This is a genomic window from Ramlibacter sp. (assembly GCF_028291745.1).
Lineage (GTDB): Bacteria > Pseudomonadota > Gammaproteobacteria > Burkholderiales > Burkholderiaceae_C > Ramlibacter.
The window spans coordinates 22,689-42,665 of record NZ_JAQGNQ010000051.1; the positions used below are offsets into that span (position 1 = coordinate 22,689).

13 protein-coding genes are annotated in these 19,977 nt (G+C 69.2%); 5 read left to right on the forward strand and 8 right to left on the reverse strand.

The window, feature by feature from the left end; translation table 11 throughout:
* Positions 1–145 precede the first annotated feature (145 nt).
* Together JWP60_RS07745 and JWP60_RS07750 are read left to right on the forward strand one after the other, a co-directional pair.
* Positions 146–4,975 (forward strand): NAD-glutamate dehydrogenase, encoded by a 4,830-nt coding sequence (locus JWP60_RS07745; protein ID WP_299788747.1) that lies wholly within the window; start codon positions 146–148, stop codon positions 4,973–4,975.
* 7 nt (positions 4,976–4,982) lie between these two features.
* Positions 4,983–6,344 carry a DUF445 family protein gene (locus JWP60_RS07750; protein WP_299788750.1) on the forward strand — a complete coding sequence of 454 codons (1,362 nt, stop codon included), beginning with the start codon at positions 4,983–4,985 and terminating at the stop codon, positions 6,342–6,344.
* 197 nt (positions 6,345–6,541) lie between these two features.
* On the opposite strand, the gene JWP60_RS07755 is transcribed toward JWP60_RS07750, so the two are convergent.
* The 3 genes from JWP60_RS07755 to JWP60_RS07765 form a co-directional block, all read right to left on the reverse strand.
* Positions 6,542–7,939 carry an aminopeptidase P N-terminal domain-containing protein gene (locus JWP60_RS07755; protein ID WP_299788753.1) on the reverse strand — a complete coding sequence of 466 codons (1,398 nt, stop codon included), beginning with the start codon at positions 7,937–7,939 and terminating at the stop codon, positions 6,542–6,544.
* Positions 7,940–8,050: 111 nt separating this feature from the next.
* Positions 8,051–8,746, reverse strand: a complete 696-nt coding sequence (gene murU / locus JWP60_RS07760) for an N-acetylmuramate alpha-1-phosphate uridylyltransferase MurU (RefSeq protein ID WP_299788756.1) — start codon at positions 8,744–8,746, stop codon at positions 8,051–8,053.
* Complete coding sequence (locus tag JWP60_RS07765) at positions 8,743–9,120, reverse strand: S-adenosylmethionine decarboxylase (RefSeq protein ID WP_299788759.1); 378 nt, start codon at positions 9,118–9,120, stop codon at positions 8,743–8,745. Before JWP60_RS07765 ends, murU begins: the two co-directional genes overlap by 4 nt.
* A 109-nt stretch (positions 9,121–9,229) precedes the next feature.
* Between JWP60_RS07765 and tkt the strand changes: the two genes are divergently transcribed.
* Positions 9,230–11,245 carry a transketolase gene (gene tkt, locus JWP60_RS07770; RefSeq protein ID WP_299788762.1) on the forward strand — a complete coding sequence of 672 codons (2,016 nt, stop codon included), beginning with the start codon at positions 9,230–9,232 and terminating at the stop codon, positions 11,243–11,245.
* Between the two features lie 166 nt (positions 11,246–11,411).
* The gene (gap, locus tag JWP60_RS07775) at positions 11,412–12,413 is read left to right on the forward strand and encodes a type I glyceraldehyde-3-phosphate dehydrogenase (protein WP_299788765.1); all 1,002 of its coding nucleotides are present in this window, start codon (positions 11,412–11,414) and stop codon (positions 12,411–12,413) included.
* Between the two features lie 195 nt (positions 12,414–12,608).
* Here the strand turns inward: gap and JWP60_RS07780 are convergent, their stop codons facing one another.
* The 5 genes from JWP60_RS07780 to JWP60_RS07800 form a co-directional block, all read right to left on the reverse strand.
* Entirely contained in the window at positions 12,609–13,640 is a 1,032-nt protein-coding gene (locus tag JWP60_RS07780; protein WP_299788768.1) for a pirin family protein, read from the reverse strand.
* 184 nt (positions 13,641–13,824) lie between these two features.
* Complete coding sequence (locus tag JWP60_RS07785; protein WP_299788771.1) at positions 13,825–14,301, reverse strand: peptidylprolyl isomerase; 477 nt, start codon at positions 14,299–14,301, stop codon at positions 13,825–13,827.
* The gene (locus JWP60_RS07790) at positions 14,298–15,587 is read right to left on the reverse strand and encodes an MFS transporter (RefSeq protein WP_299788774.1); all 1,290 of its coding nucleotides are present in this window, start codon (positions 15,585–15,587) and stop codon (positions 14,298–14,300) included. The genes JWP60_RS07785 and JWP60_RS07790 overlap by 4 nt, the downstream gene beginning before the upstream one ends.
* Before the next feature lie 148 nt (positions 15,588–15,735).
* Entirely contained in the window at positions 15,736–16,503 is a 768-nt protein-coding gene (locus JWP60_RS07795) for a fumarylacetoacetate hydrolase family protein (RefSeq protein ID WP_299788777.1), read from the reverse strand.
* Positions 16,504–16,536: 33 nt separating this feature from the next.
* A complete protein-coding gene (locus JWP60_RS07800) occupies positions 16,537–17,613 on the reverse strand; it encodes a hypothetical protein (RefSeq protein ID WP_299788780.1) in 1,077 nt (358 codons plus the stop codon).
* A gap of 297 nt (positions 17,614–17,910) precedes the next feature.
* Here JWP60_RS07800 and JWP60_RS07805 point away from each other — a divergent pair, with 297 nt between their 5' ends.
* Entirely contained in the window at positions 17,911–19,881 is a 1,971-nt protein-coding gene (locus tag JWP60_RS07805) for a DUF6600 domain-containing protein (protein ID WP_299788783.1), read from the forward strand.
* Positions 19,882–19,977 lie beyond the last annotated feature (96 nt).

Genomic DNA, 19,977 nt, shown 5'->3' on the forward strand with positions numbered 1-19,977 from the left:
CTAGCGCGTGGTTTTGCGTATGGTCACGGACGGGGTTGCGCACGGCTGCGCCCTGCCCTCGCGCATTCCGCATACGCTTGCGCGTTCCGCCGGAGCACAGCAGGCGCGGCGCCTGGGCCCGGCACTGCCGCAGGAGAACGAAAACATGGCTGCATCCAACGAGTCCCGGCGCGAGGAGCGCATCGCCGGCGTCGTCACCCTGGCCGCCGAGCGCGGCGAACCCGGGGGCCAGGTGCCGCTGGCCGCGCTGGCCGGCGACTACTTCGGGCAGCTCGACGCCGAGGATCTCGAGGAGCGCACGCCCGAGGACCTGCTGGGCGCCCTGCTCGCGCACGGGCAGCTCGCAGCGCAGCGCCAGCCGGACACGCCCCGCGTGCGCGTGTTCAGTCCTTCCCCGGGCGCCGATGGCTGGGGCTCGCGCCACACCGTCGTGCAGATCGTCAATGACGACATGCCCTTCCTGGTCGACTCGGTCTCGCTGGAGATCGCGCGCCAGGGGCTCGCGCTGCATCTCCTCGTGCACCCCATCTTCGCCGTGCAGCGCGATGCGCAAGGTCAGCTGCAGTCCGTCGTGCCCCGCACGGCCGCGCCGGGACTGCCGCGCGAATCGTGGATGTACCTGGAGGTCGACCGCATCGTCGACGCCGAGCGGCGCAGCGCGCTGTGCACGGGCATAGAGCGTGTGCTGGCCGACGTGCGCGCGGCGGTGCGCGACTGGCAGGCGATGCGCGACCGCCTGCGCGATGCCGCCGTCGAACTGGAGCACGCCCCCCCGGTGCTGCCCACGGAAGAGGCAAGGGAAGCGCGCGCCTTCCTGCAATGGCTGGCCGACGACCACTTCACGCTGCTCGGCTACCGCCGCAACGACCTGCTCGAGCAAGGCGGCGAGCTGTCCCTGAAGCGCGAGGCCGGCAGCGGCCTGGGCCTGCTGAACGAAGGGCGCGATGCGCCTTCCGCCAGCTTCGCGGCCCTGCCGCCGGCCGCGCGCACGCTGGCGCGCACACCTTCCCCGGTGCTGGTGGTCACCAAGGCCAACACGCGCTCCACCGTGCACCGCGACGGCTACACCGACTATGTCGGCGTGAAGCGCTTCGATGCCTCGGGCCAGGTGGTGGGCGAGCATCGCTTCATCGGCCTGTTCACCTCCACCGCGTATTCGGAACGCGTGCACGAGATCCCGCTGATCCGGCGCAAGGTGGACCGGGTGGCGCAGCGCGCCGGCTTCGCGCCCGCGGGTCACCTGGCCAAGGCCTTGCAGCACACGCTGGAGACCTTTCCGCGCGACGACCTGTTCCAGATTCCGGAGGACCAGCTGTACGACACCGCGCTCGGCATCCTCGCCCTCGGTGAGCGACATCGCTTGCGGCTGTTCCTGTGGCAGGACCCGTTCGATCGCTTCGTTGCCTGCCTGCTCTTCGTGCCGCGCGAAAACTTCTCCACGCAGCTGCGGCTGAAGTTCCAGAAGATCCTGTTGCAGGCGCTGGGCGGCACGCACATCGACTTCGACGTGCTGCTCTCCGGCACGCAGCTCGCGCGCATCCACTTCACCGTGCGCGTTGCCCCGAACCCCATGCCGGCGATCGACCGCAAGGACCTGGAGCGCAGGCTGGCGGGCGTGGCGCGGCGCTGGGACGACGAGCTGCGCGACGCGTTGATCGAGGCCGAAGGCGAGGCCGCGGGACTGGCGCTGGAGCGCGAATGGGGTCCTTCCTTCCCGCTCGCCTATCGCGAGCGGGTCGGCGCGCGCGCGGCGGTGCACGACATCCGCAAGCTGCAGCAACTGGCTGCGATGCCGCGCGGCTCGGCGGCCCAGGAGCCGCTGGCGCTCGCGCTGTACTGGCCGCTGGGCGCGCCCGAAGGCCGGCTCGGCCTGAAGGTCTATCGCGTCGGCGCGCCGGTGGTGTTGTCGGACAGCCTGCCGATGCTGGAGCACATGGGGCTGCGCGTGCTGGCCGAAGACAGCCACCGGCTGCAGCGCGCGGGCAGCGAGCCGGTGTACCTGCACGACTTCGCGCTCGAGGCGCAGTCGAACGCCGAGACCGACCCGCAGGCGCTCGCCCAACTGTTCGAGGACGCGTTCGCGCGCGTCTTCCGCGGCGAGGTGGAGAACGACGACTTCAACCGCCTGGTGCTGCTGGCCGCGCTCTCGGCGCAGGAGATCGTCATCCTGCGCGCCTATGCGAAGTACCTGCAGCAGATCGGCTTCGCGCAGTCGCAGGCCACCATTGGCGCCACGCTCGCCAGGTATCCGCGCATCGCCCGCATGCTGGTGTCGCTGTTCCGCCTGCGCTTCGATCCCGCGGCGCACGACGAGGCCGGTGCCGCCGCGCAGGTGAACGCGCTGGAGCAGGCGCTGGAAAAGGTCAGCAACCTCTCGGAAGATCGCGTGCTGCGGCAGTTGCTGGCGCTGGTGCAGGCGACCTTGCGCACCAACCACTGGCGCACGGGCGTCGGCGCCTCGGGCGCGCCCGGCCCGCGCCGACCCTTCCTCAGTTTCAAGCTCGATTCGCACAAGGTGCCCGGCCTGCCCGAGCCGCGGCCGCTGTACGAGATCTGGGTCTACTCGCCACGCTTCGAAGGCATCCACCTGCGGGGCGGCAAGGTGGCGCGCGGCGGCCTGCGCTGGTCCGACCGGCCGGACGATTTCCGCACCGAGGTCCTGGGCCTGGTCAAGGCGCAGATGGTGAAGAACACCGTGATCGTGCCGGTCGGCTCCAAGGGCGGCTTCGTGCTGAAGAAGGCGCCACCGGCGAGCGACCGCGAGGCCTTCATGAAGGAGGGCGTGGCCTGCTACCAGGACTACCTGCGCGCCCTGCTCGATCTCACCGACAACCTGGTGGCCGGCCAGCCGGTGCCGCCGCCGCAGGTGCTGCGCATCGATGGCGACGACCCCTATCTCGTCGTCGCGGCCGACAAGGGCACGGCCACCTTCTCGGACCACGCCAATGCGATCAGCGCGGAGTACGGCCACTGGCTGGGCGACGCCTTCGCTTCCGGCGGCAGCCAGGGCTACGACCACAAGGAGATGGGCATCACGGCGCGCGGCGCCTGGGAAAGCGTGAAGCGGCACTTCCGCGAACTGGGCGTCGACACGCAGGCCAGGGACTTCAGCGTGGTTGGCATCGGCGACATGTCGGGCGACGTGTTCGGCAACGGCATGCTGCTGTCGCGGCACATCCGCCTGCTGGCCGCGTTCGATCACCGCCACATCTTCATCGACCCCGAGCCGCAGACCGAAGTCTCGTTGGCTGAACGCGAGCGATTGTTCAAGCTGCCGCGCTCCTCCTGGGCCGACTACGACGCCAAGCTGATCTCACCCGGTGGCGGCGTCTGGGCTCGCTCGGAAAAATCGGTGGCGATCTCGCCGCAGGCGCGCGCGGCGCTGGGCATCGAGGCCGAGCGCCTGACGCCGGCGGAGCTGGTCACCGCCATCCTGAAAGCGCCGGCGGACCTGCTGTACAACGGCGGCATCGGCACCTATGTGAAGGCGTCGAGCGAGACCCATGCCCTGGTGGGCGATCGCGCCAACGACGCGCTCCGCATCGACGGCCGCGACCTGCGCTGCAAGGTGGTGGCCGAGGGTGGCAACCTCGGCTTCACGCAGCGCGGGCGGATCGAGGCGGCATTGCACGGCGTGCGCATCAACACCGATGCCATCGACAACTCCGCGGGCGTCGACACCTCGGACCACGAGGTCAACATCAAGATCCTGCTGGGGCTCGCGCAAGCGGATGGCGAGCTGACCGAGAAACAGCGCAACGCGCTGCTGCCGCAGATGACCGAGCAGGTCGCGGCGCTCGTGCTGCGCGACAACTACTTCCAGACCCAGGCGCTGTCGATTGCCGGCCGACTGGCGCCGCGCCAGCTGGACGAACAGGCGCGCTTCATCCGCTTCCTGGAGAAGCAGGGCGAGCTCGATCGCGCGATCGAATACCTGCCTTCCGAAGAGGAGATCGCGGATCGCCGCAGCAAGGGGCTGGGCCTCACCAGCCCGGAGCAAGCCGTGCTGCTCGCCTACGGCAAGATGTGGCTGAACGAGGAACTGATCGCCTCCGACCTGCCCGAGGATCCCTGGATCGCGACCGCGCTGGAGCGCTACTTCCCGACCCAGCTGAAGGAGAAGTTCGCGGCCTGGATCCCGCGCCATCCGCTCAAGCGCGAGATCATCGCGACGCACGTGTTGAACAGCATGGTCAACCGCGTCGGGCCGACCTTCGTGCATCGGCTGGGCGAGATCACCGGTGCGACGCCGCCGCAGGTGGTGCGCGCGTACCTGGCCAGCCGCGAGGTGTTCGGGCTGGTGCCCCTGTGGCAGCAGATCGAGGCACTGGACAGCCTCGTGCCCGACGAGGTGCAGGCCGAGATGGTGATCGCGCTGCGGGCACTCGTTGCGCGCGCAACCACCTGGTTCCTGCGTTCGCGCCGCTTGTTCGAGCCCACGCAGCAGCAGGTGAGCCGCTTCGCGCCGGCCGTGCAGGCGCTGCGCGCGCAGCTTGCCGCAAGCAAGGAAGGTTCGCCGCGGGCCGCGCGCTGGACGCAGGCCGGTGTGCCCGATGCCTTGGCGGCGCAGGTCGACGCCGCGCAAGTGCTGTTCAACGCACTCGACACCGCGGAGGTCGCCGAGGCCAGCAAGAAGCCGCTGGCCCTGACCGCGCAGGTGCACGCGGGCGTCGGTGAGCGCCTGGGGCTGCAGCGCATCCGGCAGCAGGTGGAGCTGCTGCCCACCGAGAGCTACTGGCAGGGCCTGGCGAAGGTGGCGCTGGGCGACGACGTCGCCGACCTGCAGCGCTCGATCGCGCTGGAGGCGCTCGGGCACGGCGACGGCGATGCCGGTGCGATCCTGGATCGCTGGGAGCAGGGCAACCGCCAGGCCCTGGAGCGCGCCCAGCGCCTGCTGGTGGAACTGCAGGAGACGCCGGGATCGGACCTGGCGATGCTGTCCGTGGCGCTGCGCGAGCTGCGCAACCTGGTGTGAAGCGACGATGCACTCCCCCTCGATATCGACCCTGGGCGCCATCGCCGGCATCGTCCTTGTCGTCATCGCCGCTGCGGTGCGGCGCGGGCCGCGCGCCGGCGACCCGCGGGCGGTGCTCGCGCATGCCAAGACCACGGCGCTGGCGCTGCTGCTGATCATGGGCCTGGTGCTGCTGGCCAGCCTGACCATGGAACCGGGGCTGCTGGCCGACGGATTGCGGACCACCAGCGAGGCCTCCATCGTCGGTGGACTCGCGGACTGGTTCGCGGTGGAGGCGCTGTTCCGGCGGCTGCCCGTGCCGCTGATCGGACGCGACACCGACGTGATCGCGCGCAAGAAGGACGAGATCGGCGACCAGCTCGCGCAGTTCGTGCAGGACAAGTTCCTCGATGCCGATTCGCTGGCGACGCTGATCCACCGGCAGGACCTGGCTTCAGGCCTGGGTGACTGGCTCACCCAGGGCGAAAACGCGCGGCGGCTGGGCGGCTTCGTGGTCAAGTGCGTCGCCGGCTCGCTGCACATGGTGGAGGTGGAGCGCGTGCAGCAACTGCTGAAGGACGCCACGCGCCTGGCCTTTCGCAAGGTCGACCTCTCGCAATCGGCCGCCGACGTGCTGGACACGCTCACCGCCGGCGGCCGGCACCAGCAACTGCTGGACCAGCTGATCGGCTCCTTGCTGCAGCTGCTGGACACGCGCCGCACGCGCGAGGTGATCGCCGACAAGATCGTGCAGTGGCTGCGCACCGAGCACTATCGCAAGCAGCTGATGCTGCCCACCGAGTGGCTGGGCAGCAAGGGCAGCGAGCTGGTGGCCGAGCAGCTGGGTCGCTACCTGGACGAAGTGCGGCGCGATCCGCAGCACGCGCTGCGCACCGCCTTCGACGCGCAGGCCGCGCGCCTGATCGAGCGGCTGAAGGTCGATCCGCTGATGCGCGAGAAAGCGGAGGAGATCAAGAACTATCTGCTGAACGACGAACAGCTGGCACGCTATGCCGCGCAGCTCTGGTCCACGTTGTCAGCCTGGCTGCATCGCAACGTGGAGGACCCCGACTCGCCGCTGCATCGCAACCTGATGTCGGCCGCCGGCTGGCTGGGGCGCGAACTGGCGGCGGACCCCGAGCTGCGGCGCACCCTCAACGCGCAGCTCGAAGCGGCGGCGCGCAGCTCCGCGCCCGAGTTTTCGTCCTATCTCACCACGCACATCCGCGACACGGTGCGGCACTGGGATGCGCGCGAAATGGCCGCGCAGATCGAGTTGAGCATAGGCCCGCAACTGCAGAAGATCCGCATCAACGGCACGCTCGTTGGCGGTGCGATCGGGCTGCTGCTGTTCACGGCGGGAGAGGCGATCAGGCGGGTGTCGGGGTGAGTGCAGAGCTGCGCGCGCCCATGTCGGGCCAGCGGAGCGAGACGGTGGGGTCGCTGCGCGATCCCACCCTACCGGCGGCACTTGTAGGGTGGGATGCGCGCAGCGCACCCCACCGGGCATTCACCCGACCCCCGCCGCAAGAAACGCCCTATGCCACGTAGGGTGGGATGCGCGTCAGCGCACCCCACCACGCAAGATCACCCGCGCATCAGCGCCTCGATTTCGTCCCCGTTCACCGGCACGCCGCGCGTGATCAGCTCGCACCCCTGTGCCGTCACGATCGCGTCGTCCTCGATGCGGATGCCGATGTTGTGGAACTGCTCGGGCACGCCCTCGCCCGGGCGCACATAGATGCCCGGTTCGATGGTCAACACCATCCCCGGTTGCAGGATGCGGCTCGGCCGGTTCTTGATGATCTCGCCCGAGAGCGGGTCCTTGCGTTCGCTCACCTGACCCACTTCGCCCGGCTCCACGTAGCTGCCGGCGTCGTGCACGTCCATGCCCAGCCAGTGGCCGGTGCGGTGCATGTAGAAGGGGAAGTACGCGCGCTTCTCGATCACGTCGTCGAGCGAGCCGACCTTGTTGCGATCGAGCAGGCGGACATCCAGCATGCCCTGCGCCAGCACCTTCACCGCCGCCTCGTGCGGATCGGTGAAGCGGGCACCCGGCTTCGTGACCGCGGCAGCCGCTTCCTGCGAGGCCAGCACCAGGTCGTAGAGCGCGCGCTGCGGACCGCTGAACTTGCCGTCGGCCGGGAAGGTGCGGGTGATGTCGCTGGCATAGCCATCGAGTTCGCAGCCCGCGTCGATCAGCACCAGCTCGCCGGCGCGCACCGGCGCCACGTCGGCGCGGTAATGCAGCACGCAGGCGTTGGCACCGGCGGCCACGATGGAGCTGTAGGCCGGGTACTGCGAGCCGCCCATGCGGAATTCGTGCATCAGCTCGGCATCGAGGTGGTACTCGCGCACGTCCTCGCCGGCGCGCAGCATGCGGGCACAGGCCTGCATCGTGCGCACGTGGGCGCCGGCGCTGATGGCAGCGGCGCGCCGCATGATGTCCTGCTCGTGCGCGTCCTTGGTCAGGCGCATCTCGTCGAGGACGGCGCACAAGTCGCTCTGCTGCTCGGGGCACAAGGCGCCGTAGCGCACCCGAGCGCGCACCTGGTTCAGCCAGCCGGCCACGCGCTGCTCCAGGCCTTCGTGGATCGCGAAGGGGAACCACACCGTGTCGCGGTTTTCCAGCAGCCGCGGCAGCTGCTTGTCCAGGTCGCTGACCGGATAGGCCGCGTCCACGCCCAGCGCGCCCACAGCTGCTTCGGGGCCGAGGCGATAACCGTCCCAGATCTCGCGTTCCAGGTCCTTCGGCTGGCAGAACAGCGTGCTGCAGCCGTCGCTCGTCACCACCAGCCAGGCATGCGGCTCGCTGAAGCCGCTGAGGTAGTAGAAGTAGCTGTCGTGCCGGAACAGGAAGTCGGAATCGCGATTGCGCTGCCGCTCCGGAGCGGTGGGGATGATGGCGATGCCGTTGGCCCCCAGCTGCGCAGCCATGCGGGCGCGACGCCGGGCGTAGAGGGAGGTGGGAACGGTGGTGTTCATGGGGACATTTTGCGCGATTGGGAGCGGCGCGTGGATCGGTAGGCTGGGCTGCGCGCAGCGCACCCCAGCGGTTTTGCGGCTGCCGGCTGGGGTGGCCTACGCCAGCCCAGCCTACGAATTCAAGGCGGCCAGGCGCTCGGGGGTGCCAACATCCACCCACGGACCGGTGTAGAGCTCCGCCGAGACCTTGCCACTATCGATCGCAGCGCGCAGCAGCGGCGCCAGCGCGAGCTTGCGTCCCTCGGGATTGCCTGCTGGCAGTTCGGCAAACAGCGCCTTGCGGTACAGGCCCGCGGTCGAATAGGTGTGCCGCCCCTCAGTCGCGTTCGCTGCCAGCCCCTCGCCGGTGAGAGCGAAGTCGCCCTTCGCGTTGTGCGGCGGATTGGGCACGAGATAGAGGTGCGCCAGCTTGTCGCCGGCCGCAAACCGCTCGTACGCCGCGCGCGTGAACTGGAACTGCGGCATGTAGACGTCGCCGGCCACGATCCAGAACACCTCGTCCAGCAGCGGCAGCGCGCGCGCGATGCCGCCCGCCGTCTCCAGCGCGCCGCCGAAGTCGCGGCCCTCGTGCGAGTACGCGATGCGTACGCCCGCGCTCGTCTCGTGGCCGTAGTGCTGCTCGATCTGCTCGCCCAGCCACGCGGTGTTGACCACCACGTCGCGCAAGCCACCGTGCGCGAAGCCATCGAGGTGATAGCCCATGAGCGGCTTGCCCCTCACCTGCAGCAGGGGCTTGGGACAGGTATCGGTGAGCGGCCGCATGCGTTCGCCGCGGCCGGCGGCCAGCACCATGGCGGGAGCAGTCATTCCTCCTCCCCGCGATCGAGCGAGCGCTGCTCGGTCCATTCCGGCTGGAAGCGATTGACCAGCGCGAACATCAGGCCGCGCGCCTTGGCGGTCTGCTCCGCGTTGGCGCTGCCGACGTACACATCGGCGCTCACCGCCTTTTCGCCGGGCCAGGTGTGCAGGCAGACATGGCCATCGGCCATCAGCACCGTGGCGCTCAGGCCGCCGCGGCCCTGCGGGGGAGCGGGCAGCGCGCGGAATGCATGGTCCACCGTCGCCAGACCCACGGCCTCGACGCTGGCGAGACACCAGGCCTGCAACAGGGCGGCATCGGCCAGCCACGCCGGCTCGCAGCGGCAGCGGTACAGGTCGGCGGTGAGGTGGAGACCCTTCATGCCCCGAATGTAGCCAAGCGCGCGCACCAGGGGTCGGGACGGGCCGTTGGGACGGCTCCATTAAGATCCCGGGTTTCCCCTGACTCTCCGCCTGCTGGAGCATCCCCGAATGGCCAACGAATCCCTGATGGCGAACGCGATCCGCGCGCTCGCCATGGACGCCGTGCAACAAGCGAACTCCGGGCATCCCGGCGCTCCGATGGGGATGGCCGACATGGCCGTCGCCCTGTGGCACCGCCACCTGAGGCACAACCCGAAGAACCCGCACTGGAGCGATCGCGATCGCTTCGTGCTGTCCAACGGCCACGCGTCCATGCTGCTGTATGCACTGCTGCACCTGACCGGCTACGAGTTGCCGATCGGCGAGCTCAAGGGCTTCCGGCAGTTGCACAGCAAGACGCCCGGCCACCCCGAAGTCGACGTCACGCCAGGCGTCGAGACCACCACCGGCCCGCTGGGCCAGGGGATCAGCAACGCGGTGGGCATGGCGCTGGCCGAGAAGCTGCTGGCCGCGGAGTTCAATCGCGAAGGCCACGCGATCGTCGACCACCACACCTATGCCTTCCTGGGCGACGGCTGCCTGATGGAAGGCATCAGCCACGAGTGCTGCGCACTGGCCGGCGCGTGGAAGCTGAACAAGCTGGTTGCGCTGTACGACGACAACGGCATCTCGATCGACGGCAAGGTCACGCCCTGGTTCATCGACGACACGCCCGCCCGCTTCCGCGCCTATGGCTGGAACGTGATCGGCCCGATCGACGGCCACGACGTCGAGGCCGTGGACCGCGCGATCGCCGATGCCCGCCGCAGTGCCGAGAAGCCGACGCTGATCGTGGCCAAGACGCACATCGGCAAGGGCTCGCCCAATCGCGCCGACACCGCCAAGGCGCACGGCGAGCCGCTGGGCGCCGACGAGATCAAGCTCACGCGCACGGCGCTGGGCTGGGACCACGAGGCTTTCGAGCTGCCGCAAGCCGTGTACGACGAGTGGGACGCGCGGGCCAAGGGCGATGCGCTCGAGGCCGAATGGCAAAAGCGCTTCGACGCCTACCGCCTGGAGCATCCCGAGCTCGCCGCGGACTACCTGCGCCGCGTGCAAGGCAGGCTGCCCGCGAACTTCGATCAGCTCGCCGCCGATGCGATCGCCGCGGCCGCCAGCAAGGGCGAGACCGTTGCCTCCCGCAAGGCCTCGCAACTGGCACTGGAAATCTTCACCGCCGCCCTGCCGGAAATGCTCGGCGGCTCGGCGGACCTGACCGGCTCCAACCTCACCAACACCAAGAGCACGCTGCCGCTGCGCATGGACGCATCGGGTGAGGTCGTGATGACCGACGGCAAGATCGGCCGCCACATCAACTACGGCGTGCGCGAGTTCGGCATGGCGGCCATCATGAACGGCATCGCCCTGCATGGCGGCTACATCCCCTATGGCGGCACCTTCCTGACCTTCAGCGACTACAGCCGCAACGCGATCCGCATGGCGGCGCTGATGAAGCGCCGCATCATCCACGTGTTCACGCACGACTCGATCGGCCTGGGCGAAGACGGCCCGACCCACCAGTCGATCGAGCACGCGTCCAGCCTGCGCCTGATCCCCAACCTGGACGTCTGGCGGCCGGCCGACACGGTCGAGACCACGGTGGCGTGGACCGTGGCGCTGGAGAACGTCAACCGCCCGACGGCCCTGCTGCTGTCGCGCCAGAACCTGCAGTACACCCCGAAGACCGGCCTCGACCGGATCGCCCGCGGCGCCTACGTGCTGGCCGGCGGCGACGAGGCGCCGGATGCCGTGATCATCGCCACCGGCTCGGAAGTACAGCTGGCCATCCAGGCACGCGAGCAGCTCGCGGCCGAGGGCGTGGCCGTGCGCGTGGTCTCCATGCCCAGCACGACCACCTTCGACCGGCAGGACCGCGACTACAAGGCCGAGGTACTGCCCGCGGATGTGCCCCGGATCGCCGTCGAGGCGGGCGTGACCGATTTCTGGTGGAAGTACGGCTGCGCTGCAGTCGTGGGGATTGATACCTTCGGCGAGTCGGCACCTGCTAATGTGCTGTTCAAGCATTTCGGCTTCACGGCCGACAATGTGGCGGATACGGTGCGGGCCGTGCTGCAGCAGGGTTGAAGGATGATGCATGTCATCCCGCGGCATCCAGTCGAGATCCGCAATGGATGTCATCCCGGCCTTGAGCCGGGATCCATGCAGCGCTTGTTCAAGCGCCGCCTGGATTGCGGGTCAAGCCCGCAATGACATGGCTCGGCGGGAAAGTTTTGACTAAGGAGTGAATGCAATGGCAATCAAGGTTGGCATCAATGGCTTCGGCCGCATCGGCCGCAACGTGCTGCGCTCGGCGGTGCAGAACTTCCCCGACATCGAGATCGTCGGCATCAACGATCTGCTGGAGCCGGACTACCTGGCGTACATGCTGCAGTACGACTCGGTGCACGGCCGGTTCAAGGGCGAGATCGCGGTCGAGGGCAACACGCTGATCGTCAACGGCAAGAAGATCCGCCTGAGCGCCGAGAAGGATCCGGCCGCGCTCAAGTGGGGCGAGATCGGTGCCGACGTGGTGATCGAGTCCACCGGCATCTTCCTGTCCAAGGACGGCGCCCACAAGCACCTGCAGGCCGGCGCGAAGAAGGTGATCCTGTCGGCCCCGTCGAAAGACGACACGCCGATGTTCGTCTTCGGCGTGAACCACGCGAAGTACCAGGGCGAGGAGATCATCTCCAACGCCTCGTGCACCACCAACTGCCTGGCGCCCCTGGCCAAGGTGATGAACGACAAGTGGGGCATCAAGCGCGGCCTGATGACCACGGTGCATGCCGCCACCGCGACGCAGAAGACGGTCGACGGCCCCTCCAACAAGGACTGGCGCGGCGGCCGCGGCATCCTGGAAAACATCATCCCCTCCTCGACCGGTGCGGCCAAGGCGGTGGGCGTGGTGATCCCCGAGTTGAACAAGAAGCTCACCGGCATGTCCTTCCGCGTGCCGACCTCGGATGTGTCCGTGGTCGACCTCACGGTGGAACTGGAGAAGCCGGCGACCTACGCCGAGATCTGCGCCGAGATGAAGTCGCAGAGCCAGGGCGCGCTCAAGGGCATCCTGGGCTACGTCGAGGACAAGGTGGTGGCCACCGACTTCCGCGGTGATGCGCGCACGTCGATCTTCGACGCCGACGCGGGCATCGCGCTGGACTCCACCTTCGTCAAGCTGGTGGCCTGGTACGACAACGAGTGGGGCTACTCGAACAAGTGCCTGGAGATGGTGCGGGTGGTGGCGGGCAAGTAAGCCGCGCTGCCGCCATGAGAAAGCCCCTTGCGGGGCGCTTCTTCGCGATCGATCGGCGGAGCCTTCAGGATGTCATCCCGGGCTTGTCCCGGGATCCACGCTGCGCTCGCGCCTGCGCCGTCGTGGATTGCGGGTCAAGCCCGCAATGACATGGTTCGTGAAACGCTCAACCCTCCGCCCGGATCTGGCCCGGGCTCACTCGGGCCTCTCCTCGCGCCCGTCCGGATAGCGCGCGAAGCGCACCGGCTCGCTGCCGTGCACGGGCGCGGCGTCCGCGAACTGCCAGCCGCCGAATTGCGTGCGGCGGTAGTCCTGCATGGCCTGCGCGATCTCCTGCTGCGTGTTCATCACGAACGGCCCGTATTGCGCCACCGGCTCGCCGATGGGACGACCCTGCAGCACCAGGAATTCGCACGCGGTGTCGCCGGCCAGCAGGCCGACCTCGACGCCCGCATCGAGAGTGATCGCGACCGGGCCCTGCACATTGCGGTCACCCACCATCGCCGAGTCGCCCTTGAAGAAATAGAGCGTGCGGCGCGTGTCGGCCAGGGTCGCGGGCGGCAGCTGCAAGCCGGCGCCCGGCTCCATGCGCAGGGTCCAGATCGCGACGTCGGCTTCGGCCTGCGCGGCCCAGGAATCGGGCGGCGCCGGCAGTGGCGCGACGTCACCGAAGCGGCCGGCGATCACTGCGACTTCGGTCTTGCGCCCATCGGCATCCGCCAGCACCAGGCGCGGGATCTGCGCGTTCCACAGCATCGTGAAGTGCGGCTCGGCCATCTTGCTGCGCTGGGGCAGGTTCAGCCAGATCTGGAACAGCTCGAGCGGATTGTCTTCGCCGGTCTTGAGCAGCGGGAACATCTCCGAGTGCACGAGGCCGCGGCCGGCCGTCACCCACTGCACGTCGCCGCCGCCGAAGCGGGCGGTGGCGCCCAGCGAGTCGCTGTGGTCGATCAGGCCCTTGCGGACGATGGTCACGGTCTCGAAGCCGCGGTGCGGATGCGCCGGAAATCCGGGCACGCTGTCGCCGTGGTACATGCTCCAGCCGTCCTTGCGGCTGAAGTCCTGCCCGATGTCGCGCCCGGCCAGCGACACCGCCGGCCCCAGCGCGCCGTTGCCGCGCGGATAAGCATCGTCGTGATACGCGCAGAACAGGAAGGGATCGGCGGTCTCCCACGGAAAGCCGAGGGGGCGGACGGAGAGGATGGCAGAGGTGGTCGCGGCGGTCATGGTCCTCTCACATGTGGCTTGGACGCGGACATTTCAATGCATGTGGTTGACCAGGCATTTCAAGCGCAGAAGTCGCAGAAGGAAGAAAAACACGCAGAACGATTCCAGCAGGAAATCCTTTCGCGTGTTTGGCTGTTTGTTTCGCGTCTTCTGCGTTCAAGAATTGTTGCTGCGCCAACCACCCTCAATGATGGTGCCCGTGCTCCCCATGCACATGCCCGTGCGCCAGTTCTTCGGCGGTGGCGGGGCGCACGTCGGTGATCTTGAGCGTGAACTTCAGCGCCTTGCCGGCCATCGGGTGATTGCCGTCCAGGTGGACTTCGTGGCCCTTGATCTTCATGACATGGAAGACATGCGGCCGGCCGTCATCGGCCACGCCCTGCAACTGGCCGCCCACCTTCACGCCCGGCGGGAAGTCGTCCTTGGGAATCACGCGCACCAGCGACTCGTCGCGCTGGCCGAAGGCATCTTCCGGTTGCAGGCTCACTGTGGTTTCGTAGCCGGGCTCCTTGCCTTCGAGCGCCTGCTCGATCTTCGGCAAGGTGTTGTTGTAGCCGCCATGCAGGTAGACCATGGGCTCGCGGCTTTCCTCGATCAGCCGGCCGCTGGCATCCGCCACCTTGTAGCGCAGCGTGACGACGGTGTCTTTCGCGATGTTCATGGACGCGATTGTGACGGCTCGCCCGCCATCGCGGCGGCCCGCGGCGGCGCCGGCAGCAAGCGGAACAGCAGCGCGCCGAGCACCAGGAAAGCGCCGATGCCGCCCATGACGGCCGCATAGCGCTCGACCTGCAGGGCGCCCGCCAGCGAGGCCAGCCCTCCGGTCAGCCACTGCATGACGGCCACGCCCAGGAACATGGCCATGGTGAACACGGCCATCGCGCGGCCGGTCATGCGGGCCGGGTACGCCGAGCGCACATCGGCGTACTGCAGCGTGCCGAAGCCGGAGAGCAGGCTGATCCCGAGTGCCAGCGCCACCGCGATGGCCGGACCGGGATGCAGCGCCAGGGCGAAGAACATCGAGGCGGACAGCAATGCGCAGGCCAGGATCCAGCCGCGCCGGCGCTGATCGCCCGGATCGAAGCGGCCGAAGAGCGGCGAACCCACCATGCCCAGCGCGGAGATCGCGAGCGCGACGTTGCCGGTCTCCACCAGCGTGAAGCCATGCCGCTCGATCAGCAGCGGCGTCAGCCACAGGCCGCGCAGCGACATGAAGGCCGCATAGCTGAAGAGGGCGAGGGCGACGATGCCGATGGTGTGCCGCAGGCGGAACAGCTCGCCGTAACCACGCAGGGCGGCCAGCACGTGCAGCTCCTGGTGCGGCGCGCCCTCGGCGGGCTCCTCGCGCACCAGCGCCAGGATGGCCAACCACGCCAGCGCCGAGCACGCCGCCATGGCGACGAAGCCGGCGCGCCACGAGAGGTGCTCGATCACCCAGGCCAGTGGCGTGCCCGTGAGCAGCAGGCCGATGGAGCCTATCCCCAGCGCCGCACCGTTGACCGCGGCGAAGCGCTCGCCCGCGAAGTGGCGCGCGATGAACACGGTGCACACCAGGAAGGCGGGCGCGCAGCCGATGCCGGTGAGGATCTGCCCGAAGATCAGCATGGGATAGCCATGCGCCGAAGCGGTCACCAGCGAACCGATGGCCGCCAGCGGAAACACGACGACGACGGTGCGACGCGGCCCGTACACGTCGATGCCCATGCCCATGAAGAGCTGCAGCGACGCGAACGAGAAATGAAACGCCGCGGCGAACAGGCCCAGCTGCTGGGGCGTCAGGCCGAATTCATGCTGCAGCGGCGGCGCCATCATGCCGGCCGCCGTGCGAAAGGCCTGGCTCATGCTGAAGCCTGAGATCAGCACCAGGAGCATCGGCCAGGCGCTGCGGGAAGGGGAAGAGGTCGATACGGTCACGCAGGCGCGAGGATAGGCGATGCGCAGTGGCATCCGAAGCGCTGTGTGGCACTGGCGCCGCATGGATTGCGGATCGAGTCCGCAATGACATGGGTGTGCGAAGGCTGTCATGCCGGGCCGAAAGCATGTCATTGCGGGCCTGACCCGCAATCCATCGCCCCGGCCGCGCGATGCCGGGCAACTACAGCTGGACTTCCGCCGCCCCGATGCCTTCGAACACCGCGCGAACGCGATCGCCGGCCTTGGCCTCCAGCAAGCCGCACCACGTCCCGGTCGTGACCACCGTACCCCGCGGCACGGTCGCACCCTGGCGCGTCACGTGCCGCAGCCAGATCGGCAGCAGCCACGCCGGGTCGCCCAGCGACTGCGAGCCGCGGAAGACCTGCGCTGGCGCGTCGCCGATCTGCACGCTGCAGGTCTGGGCATTCCAGTCGCGCGCGGCGAACGCCTGCCACTCGCCCAGCACGAGCGCGCCATGCGATTGCAGGTCGGCCAGCTTGAGCAGCGCGCCAGCCGAGCGCGCCTGCTGCCAGCGCGAGTCGACGATCTCGATCGAGACCGTCATCGCTTCCACCAGCGTCGCCGCGCCCTCGTGCGTGAGCGCCGCGGCATCCTGCGGCGTGACCGCGCGCGCCAAGCGCAACGCCACCTCGGCCTCGATCAGGCGCAGGTTGAAATGGGCGCTGCGCGCATCGGCGGGACTGGGCCACACGTGCTGCGGCGGCAGCGGCGCATGGGTGAGAGCGGCGTCACGGGCGGGACCGCCGGACTTCCAGTACTGCGGCACGGCATTGCCGAACCAGCCGCAGGCGCGCGCCACTTCGTCCTGCACGGCATAGGCGTCGCCGGCGCCCTGCAACAGGCCCTCCAGCGGCACGGCGTCGGCGGGACGCTGGGTGCGATGCGCCTGCACCAGGGCGGCGGCCACGGCCGGCACCGGACTCGTCATGGGATCTCCTCGCGAAAGTGGATGGCCGCGATCCTACTTGCTGGCCAGCTTGTCGCGATTGGCCTGCAGGCGGCGGTCCACCAGCTCCACGATGCCGTCGATCACCGGATGGCGCAGGCCCTTCTGGCGCGCCACCAGTTGCACCAGCTTGTCGGCGCGCTCGATGTAGGCCACGCCGTTCTGCAGGGCGCGCGCCGCGGAGGCGGGACGCGTCAGGCTCTCGGCGGCCGCGGCGTATTTCTCGAAGGGCACCAGGTCGGCGGGCTTGGCACCGAGCTGCACGCACAGGTCGAACACGAAGTCGTACACCGACTTCGACTCGGCGAGGTTGCTGTGCACGGCCTCCTGCGCGGTGCGCATGCCGTCGGCCGTGATGCAGCGGTAGTTGCCCGCCAGCAGCATCGACCACTTGGCCAGCGGCACGAAGATCGAGTCCGACAGGCGCAGCTTCACCGGCAGCTCGATCGGGCCTTCGGGCGCCTTGAAGCGCACGGCGTCGACGTCCTGTTCCAGCTGGCGCAGCAGCGCCGTGTGCTTCGGGTCGTCGAAGCGCGCCACCTTGAAGTTGGTCGGCAGCGTCACCTGCAGCACGTTGACCTGTTCGTCGGGCGGGCGCACCGCCTGCGGGTCGGGGCTGCACAGGGTCAGCAGGCCGGGATCGAACTCGTCCCACACGCTCGGGTCGGTGTAGGCGGGCTTCAGCGCGTCGGCGTCGAGGCCGGGGATGCGGCGGAGGTAGGGCAGCGGCGGCATGTTCATGATCGACATGCAGGGCACGCGGGAGCGCGCGACGGCGGACAGCAGTTCGCGCACGCCGGGCGAGCGGTACTGCGGCTCCTGCATGGCCAGGCCAACCAGGTCGTAGTCGGCGGGGTTGACGTCGCCGGTGCCGGCGGCCGAGACCTTGCCGGGCAGCGCGCGCGAGTCGATCACCACCTGCTCCTTGCGGCCACGCACCGGCATGCGCACGCGAAAGCCTTCGGTGTTGATCAGGTCGGCCTCGGCGGGCAGGCACACCAGCTTGACCTCGTGGCCGGCGAACAGCAGCTTGGAGGCCAGCAGGGAGCCGTACGAGGCGCCGAGGATCAGGATCTTGCGGGGGGTGGTCATGGGTGTCTCCTTCTTTTGTGCAGCTCAAGTCGCGTGGGCGGGATCAGCCCGGCCGAAGACTACGCCCGCGGGAACGCGCATCCAAGGCTAAACGCTTTTGCCCGAAAGCGATGGATTGCGGCGCGTGCTGCACTGCGGCATGCATGCCGGCGGCGATCAGCGCTTTCCCTTGCTGGACGCGGGAGCACTTCCGCGCGTTAATAAAGTTACGTGCGTTCAGTTGCCGCACGGGCCGCGACGGTCGCTTCATCGGCGCTTTACGGCCGGGGTCCAGTCTCCAGACTCGAGGGCCAAGCCATGAAGTCTCGCCACATGAGCGCCATGCACGCCATCAGCCATCGCCGCCCCTGGTACGCCCTGCGCTGGCTGGGCCTGCTGCTGCTGTTGTGCGCCGCGGCGGCCGCGTCCGCGCAGCAGGCGGGGGACCCGCCCGGGCGCGTGGCCGTGGTCACCTTCCGTCAGGGCAGCGTCGTCTACGCGCCGCAGGGCGACGAGGAATGGGTGGAGCTGCCGCAGAACCGGCCGCTCACCGGCGGCGACCGCCTCTGGACCGACCGTGGCGCCCGCGCCGAGCTGCAGATGGGAAGCGCCACCCTGCACGTGGACGGCGAGAGCCACCTGGGACTGAGCGACGTGGACGAGCGCGCGGCGCAGTTCATCCTGCAGCAGGGCTCGATCAATACGCGGGTGCGCGACCTCGCGACCGGCGAGAACTTCGAGGTGGGCACGCCCAACCTCGCCTTCCGTGCCCTGCAACCGGGCGACTATCGCATCGACGTCGACGCGCAGACCGGCGAGACCCGGGTCACGGTGCAAAGCGGCCTTGCCCAGGTGTTCGGCGAAGGCGGCGCGCAGGTGATCCAGATGGGCGCCGGCCAGCAACTGAGTTTCGCCGGCCGCTTCCTGGCGCAGGTGCAGCACCCGGGCTATGCGATCGACGACTTCAGCCTGTGGGCGGCCGAGCGCAACCGGCAGGAGGATCAGTCGATCGCCGCGCGTCACGTGCCGCGCGGCGTGGTGGGCTATAACGAGCTCGATCCCTTCGGCCAGTGGGCCCAGGACCCGAACTACGGGGACGTGTGGTATCCGCAGGTGCCGGTGGCCGATTGGGCGCCGTACCGCTATGGCCACTGGGAATGGATAGCGCCTTGGGGCTGGACCTGGATCGACGACGCCCCCTGGGGCTTCGCGCCCTTCCACTACGGCCGCTGGGCCATGATAGGCAACCGCTGGGCCTGGGTGCCGGGACGCCTGACCGTGCGCCCGGTGTATTCGCCCGCCCTGGTGGAGTTCCTCGGTGACGGCTCCGGCATCGCCGGCTCGCCCGAGGTCGGCTGGTATCCGCTGGCGCCGGGCGAGGCCTGGTACCCGGTGTATGGCACGAGCGTGGCGTACCTGAACTTCGTCAACTTCAACATCAACCTGCGCGGGCAGCCGCGCGGCGCGCACCATCACTTCTGGCGCAATCGTCCGTTCGCGGTGACTGCCATGGGGCAGGACGACTTCCGTCATGGTCGCGCGGTGGATCGGCACCGGCAGCAGGTGCAGCCGCATTTCCTCGGCAGCGCGCAGGTCGGCGTGGTGCCCGGCCGACCAGACCCGCGCTGGCGGCGCGCGGAAGACCAGCAACGCGGATCGCAACTGGCGCCCGCGGCCAACGGCCTGGCCACGCTGCCGCACCCGTTGCCGGGCGGCCGCGAAGCCGCCGCGCCAGCCGTGCGCGACCAGTTCCGCGCCGAGCAGGAGCAGCGTCGCCTGCAGCGCGATGCCGAACGCACCGCCCGCGAGCAGCAGCGGCAGCAGGAAGTCGTGCGCCAGCAAGGCGATGTGCGCGCCCAGCGCGAACAGATCCTGCGCCAGCAGCAGGAGCAGGCGGGTCGCATCGGCGGCGCGCCGCGGGGGCAGCGCGGTGTGGTGCAGGCCCCGCAGCCGGACCCTGCCCAGCGCGAGGCGTGGCTGCGCCAGCGGGAGCAGGACCGCGCCCAACGCCAGGCCGTGCAGCCGCCGCCCCGTGGCTTGGTGCAGCAACCGGTGCAACCGGTCGTGCAGCCGCGGCAGAACCACGTCGCGCCGGAGCACCCGATGCAGTTCGCAGCCCCCCAGCAGCATCTGCAAATGCCGCCGCCGCAAATGCAACAACCGCTGATGCAGCAGCCCCACGTGCAGCACGCCGCGCCGATCGCTCGCAGCGAGGGCGGCTGGCAGCGCGAGGGCGATGCGGAAGGCGTGCACCAGGGCGGAAACGGCGGCGGGCACTGGCGCCACTGACGCGCATGCGCCGGCCCGAAGCGACACCGCATGTCATTGCGGGCTTGACCCGCAATCCACGACGGCGCTCATAGGGGCGCCGCATGGATCCCGGGT

Coding starts and splice junctions, on each gene's coding strand:
- murU (WP_299788756.1), bottom strand. CDS start 8,746: ATGACTGCTCCCGCCATGGTGCTGGCCGCCGGCCGCGGCGAACGCATG.
- JWP60_RS07800 (WP_299788780.1), bottom strand. CDS start 17,613: ATGACCACCCCCCGCAAGATCCTGATCCTCGGCGCCTCGTACGGCTCC.
- JWP60_RS07790 (WP_299788774.1), bottom strand. CDS start 15,587: ATGCCACTGCGCATCGCCTATCCTCGCGCCTGCGTGACCGTATCGACC.
- JWP60_RS07745 (WP_299788747.1), top strand. CDS start 146: ATGGCTGCATCCAACGAGTCCCGGCGCGAGGAGCGCATCGCCGGCGTC.
- tkt (WP_299788762.1), top strand. CDS start 9,230: ATGGCCAACGAATCCCTGATGGCGAACGCGATCCGCGCGCTCGCCATG.
- JWP60_RS07750 (WP_299788750.1), top strand. CDS start 4,983: ATGCACTCCCCCTCGATATCGACCCTGGGCGCCATCGCCGGCATCGTC.
- JWP60_RS07780 (WP_299788768.1), bottom strand. CDS start 13,640: ATGACCGCCGCGACCACCTCTGCCATCCTCTCCGTCCGCCCCCTCGGC.
- JWP60_RS07765 (WP_299788759.1), bottom strand. CDS start 9,120: ATGAAGGGTCTCCACCTCACCGCCGACCTGTACCGCTGCCGCTGCGAG.
- JWP60_RS07755 (WP_299788753.1), bottom strand. CDS start 7,939: ATGAACACCACCGTTCCCACCTCCCTCTACGCCCGGCGTCGCGCCCGC.
- JWP60_RS07795 (WP_299788777.1), bottom strand. CDS start 16,503: ATGACGAGTCCGGTGCCGGCCGTGGCCGCCGCCCTGGTGCAGGCGCAT.
- gap (WP_299788765.1), top strand. CDS start 11,412: ATGGCAATCAAGGTTGGCATCAATGGCTTCGGCCGCATCGGCCGCAAC.
- JWP60_RS07785 (WP_299788771.1), bottom strand. CDS start 14,301: ATGAACATCGCGAAAGACACCGTCGTCACGCTGCGCTACAAGGTGGCG.
- JWP60_RS07805 (WP_299788783.1), top strand. CDS start 17,911: ATGAAGTCTCGCCACATGAGCGCCATGCACGCCATCAGCCATCGCCGC.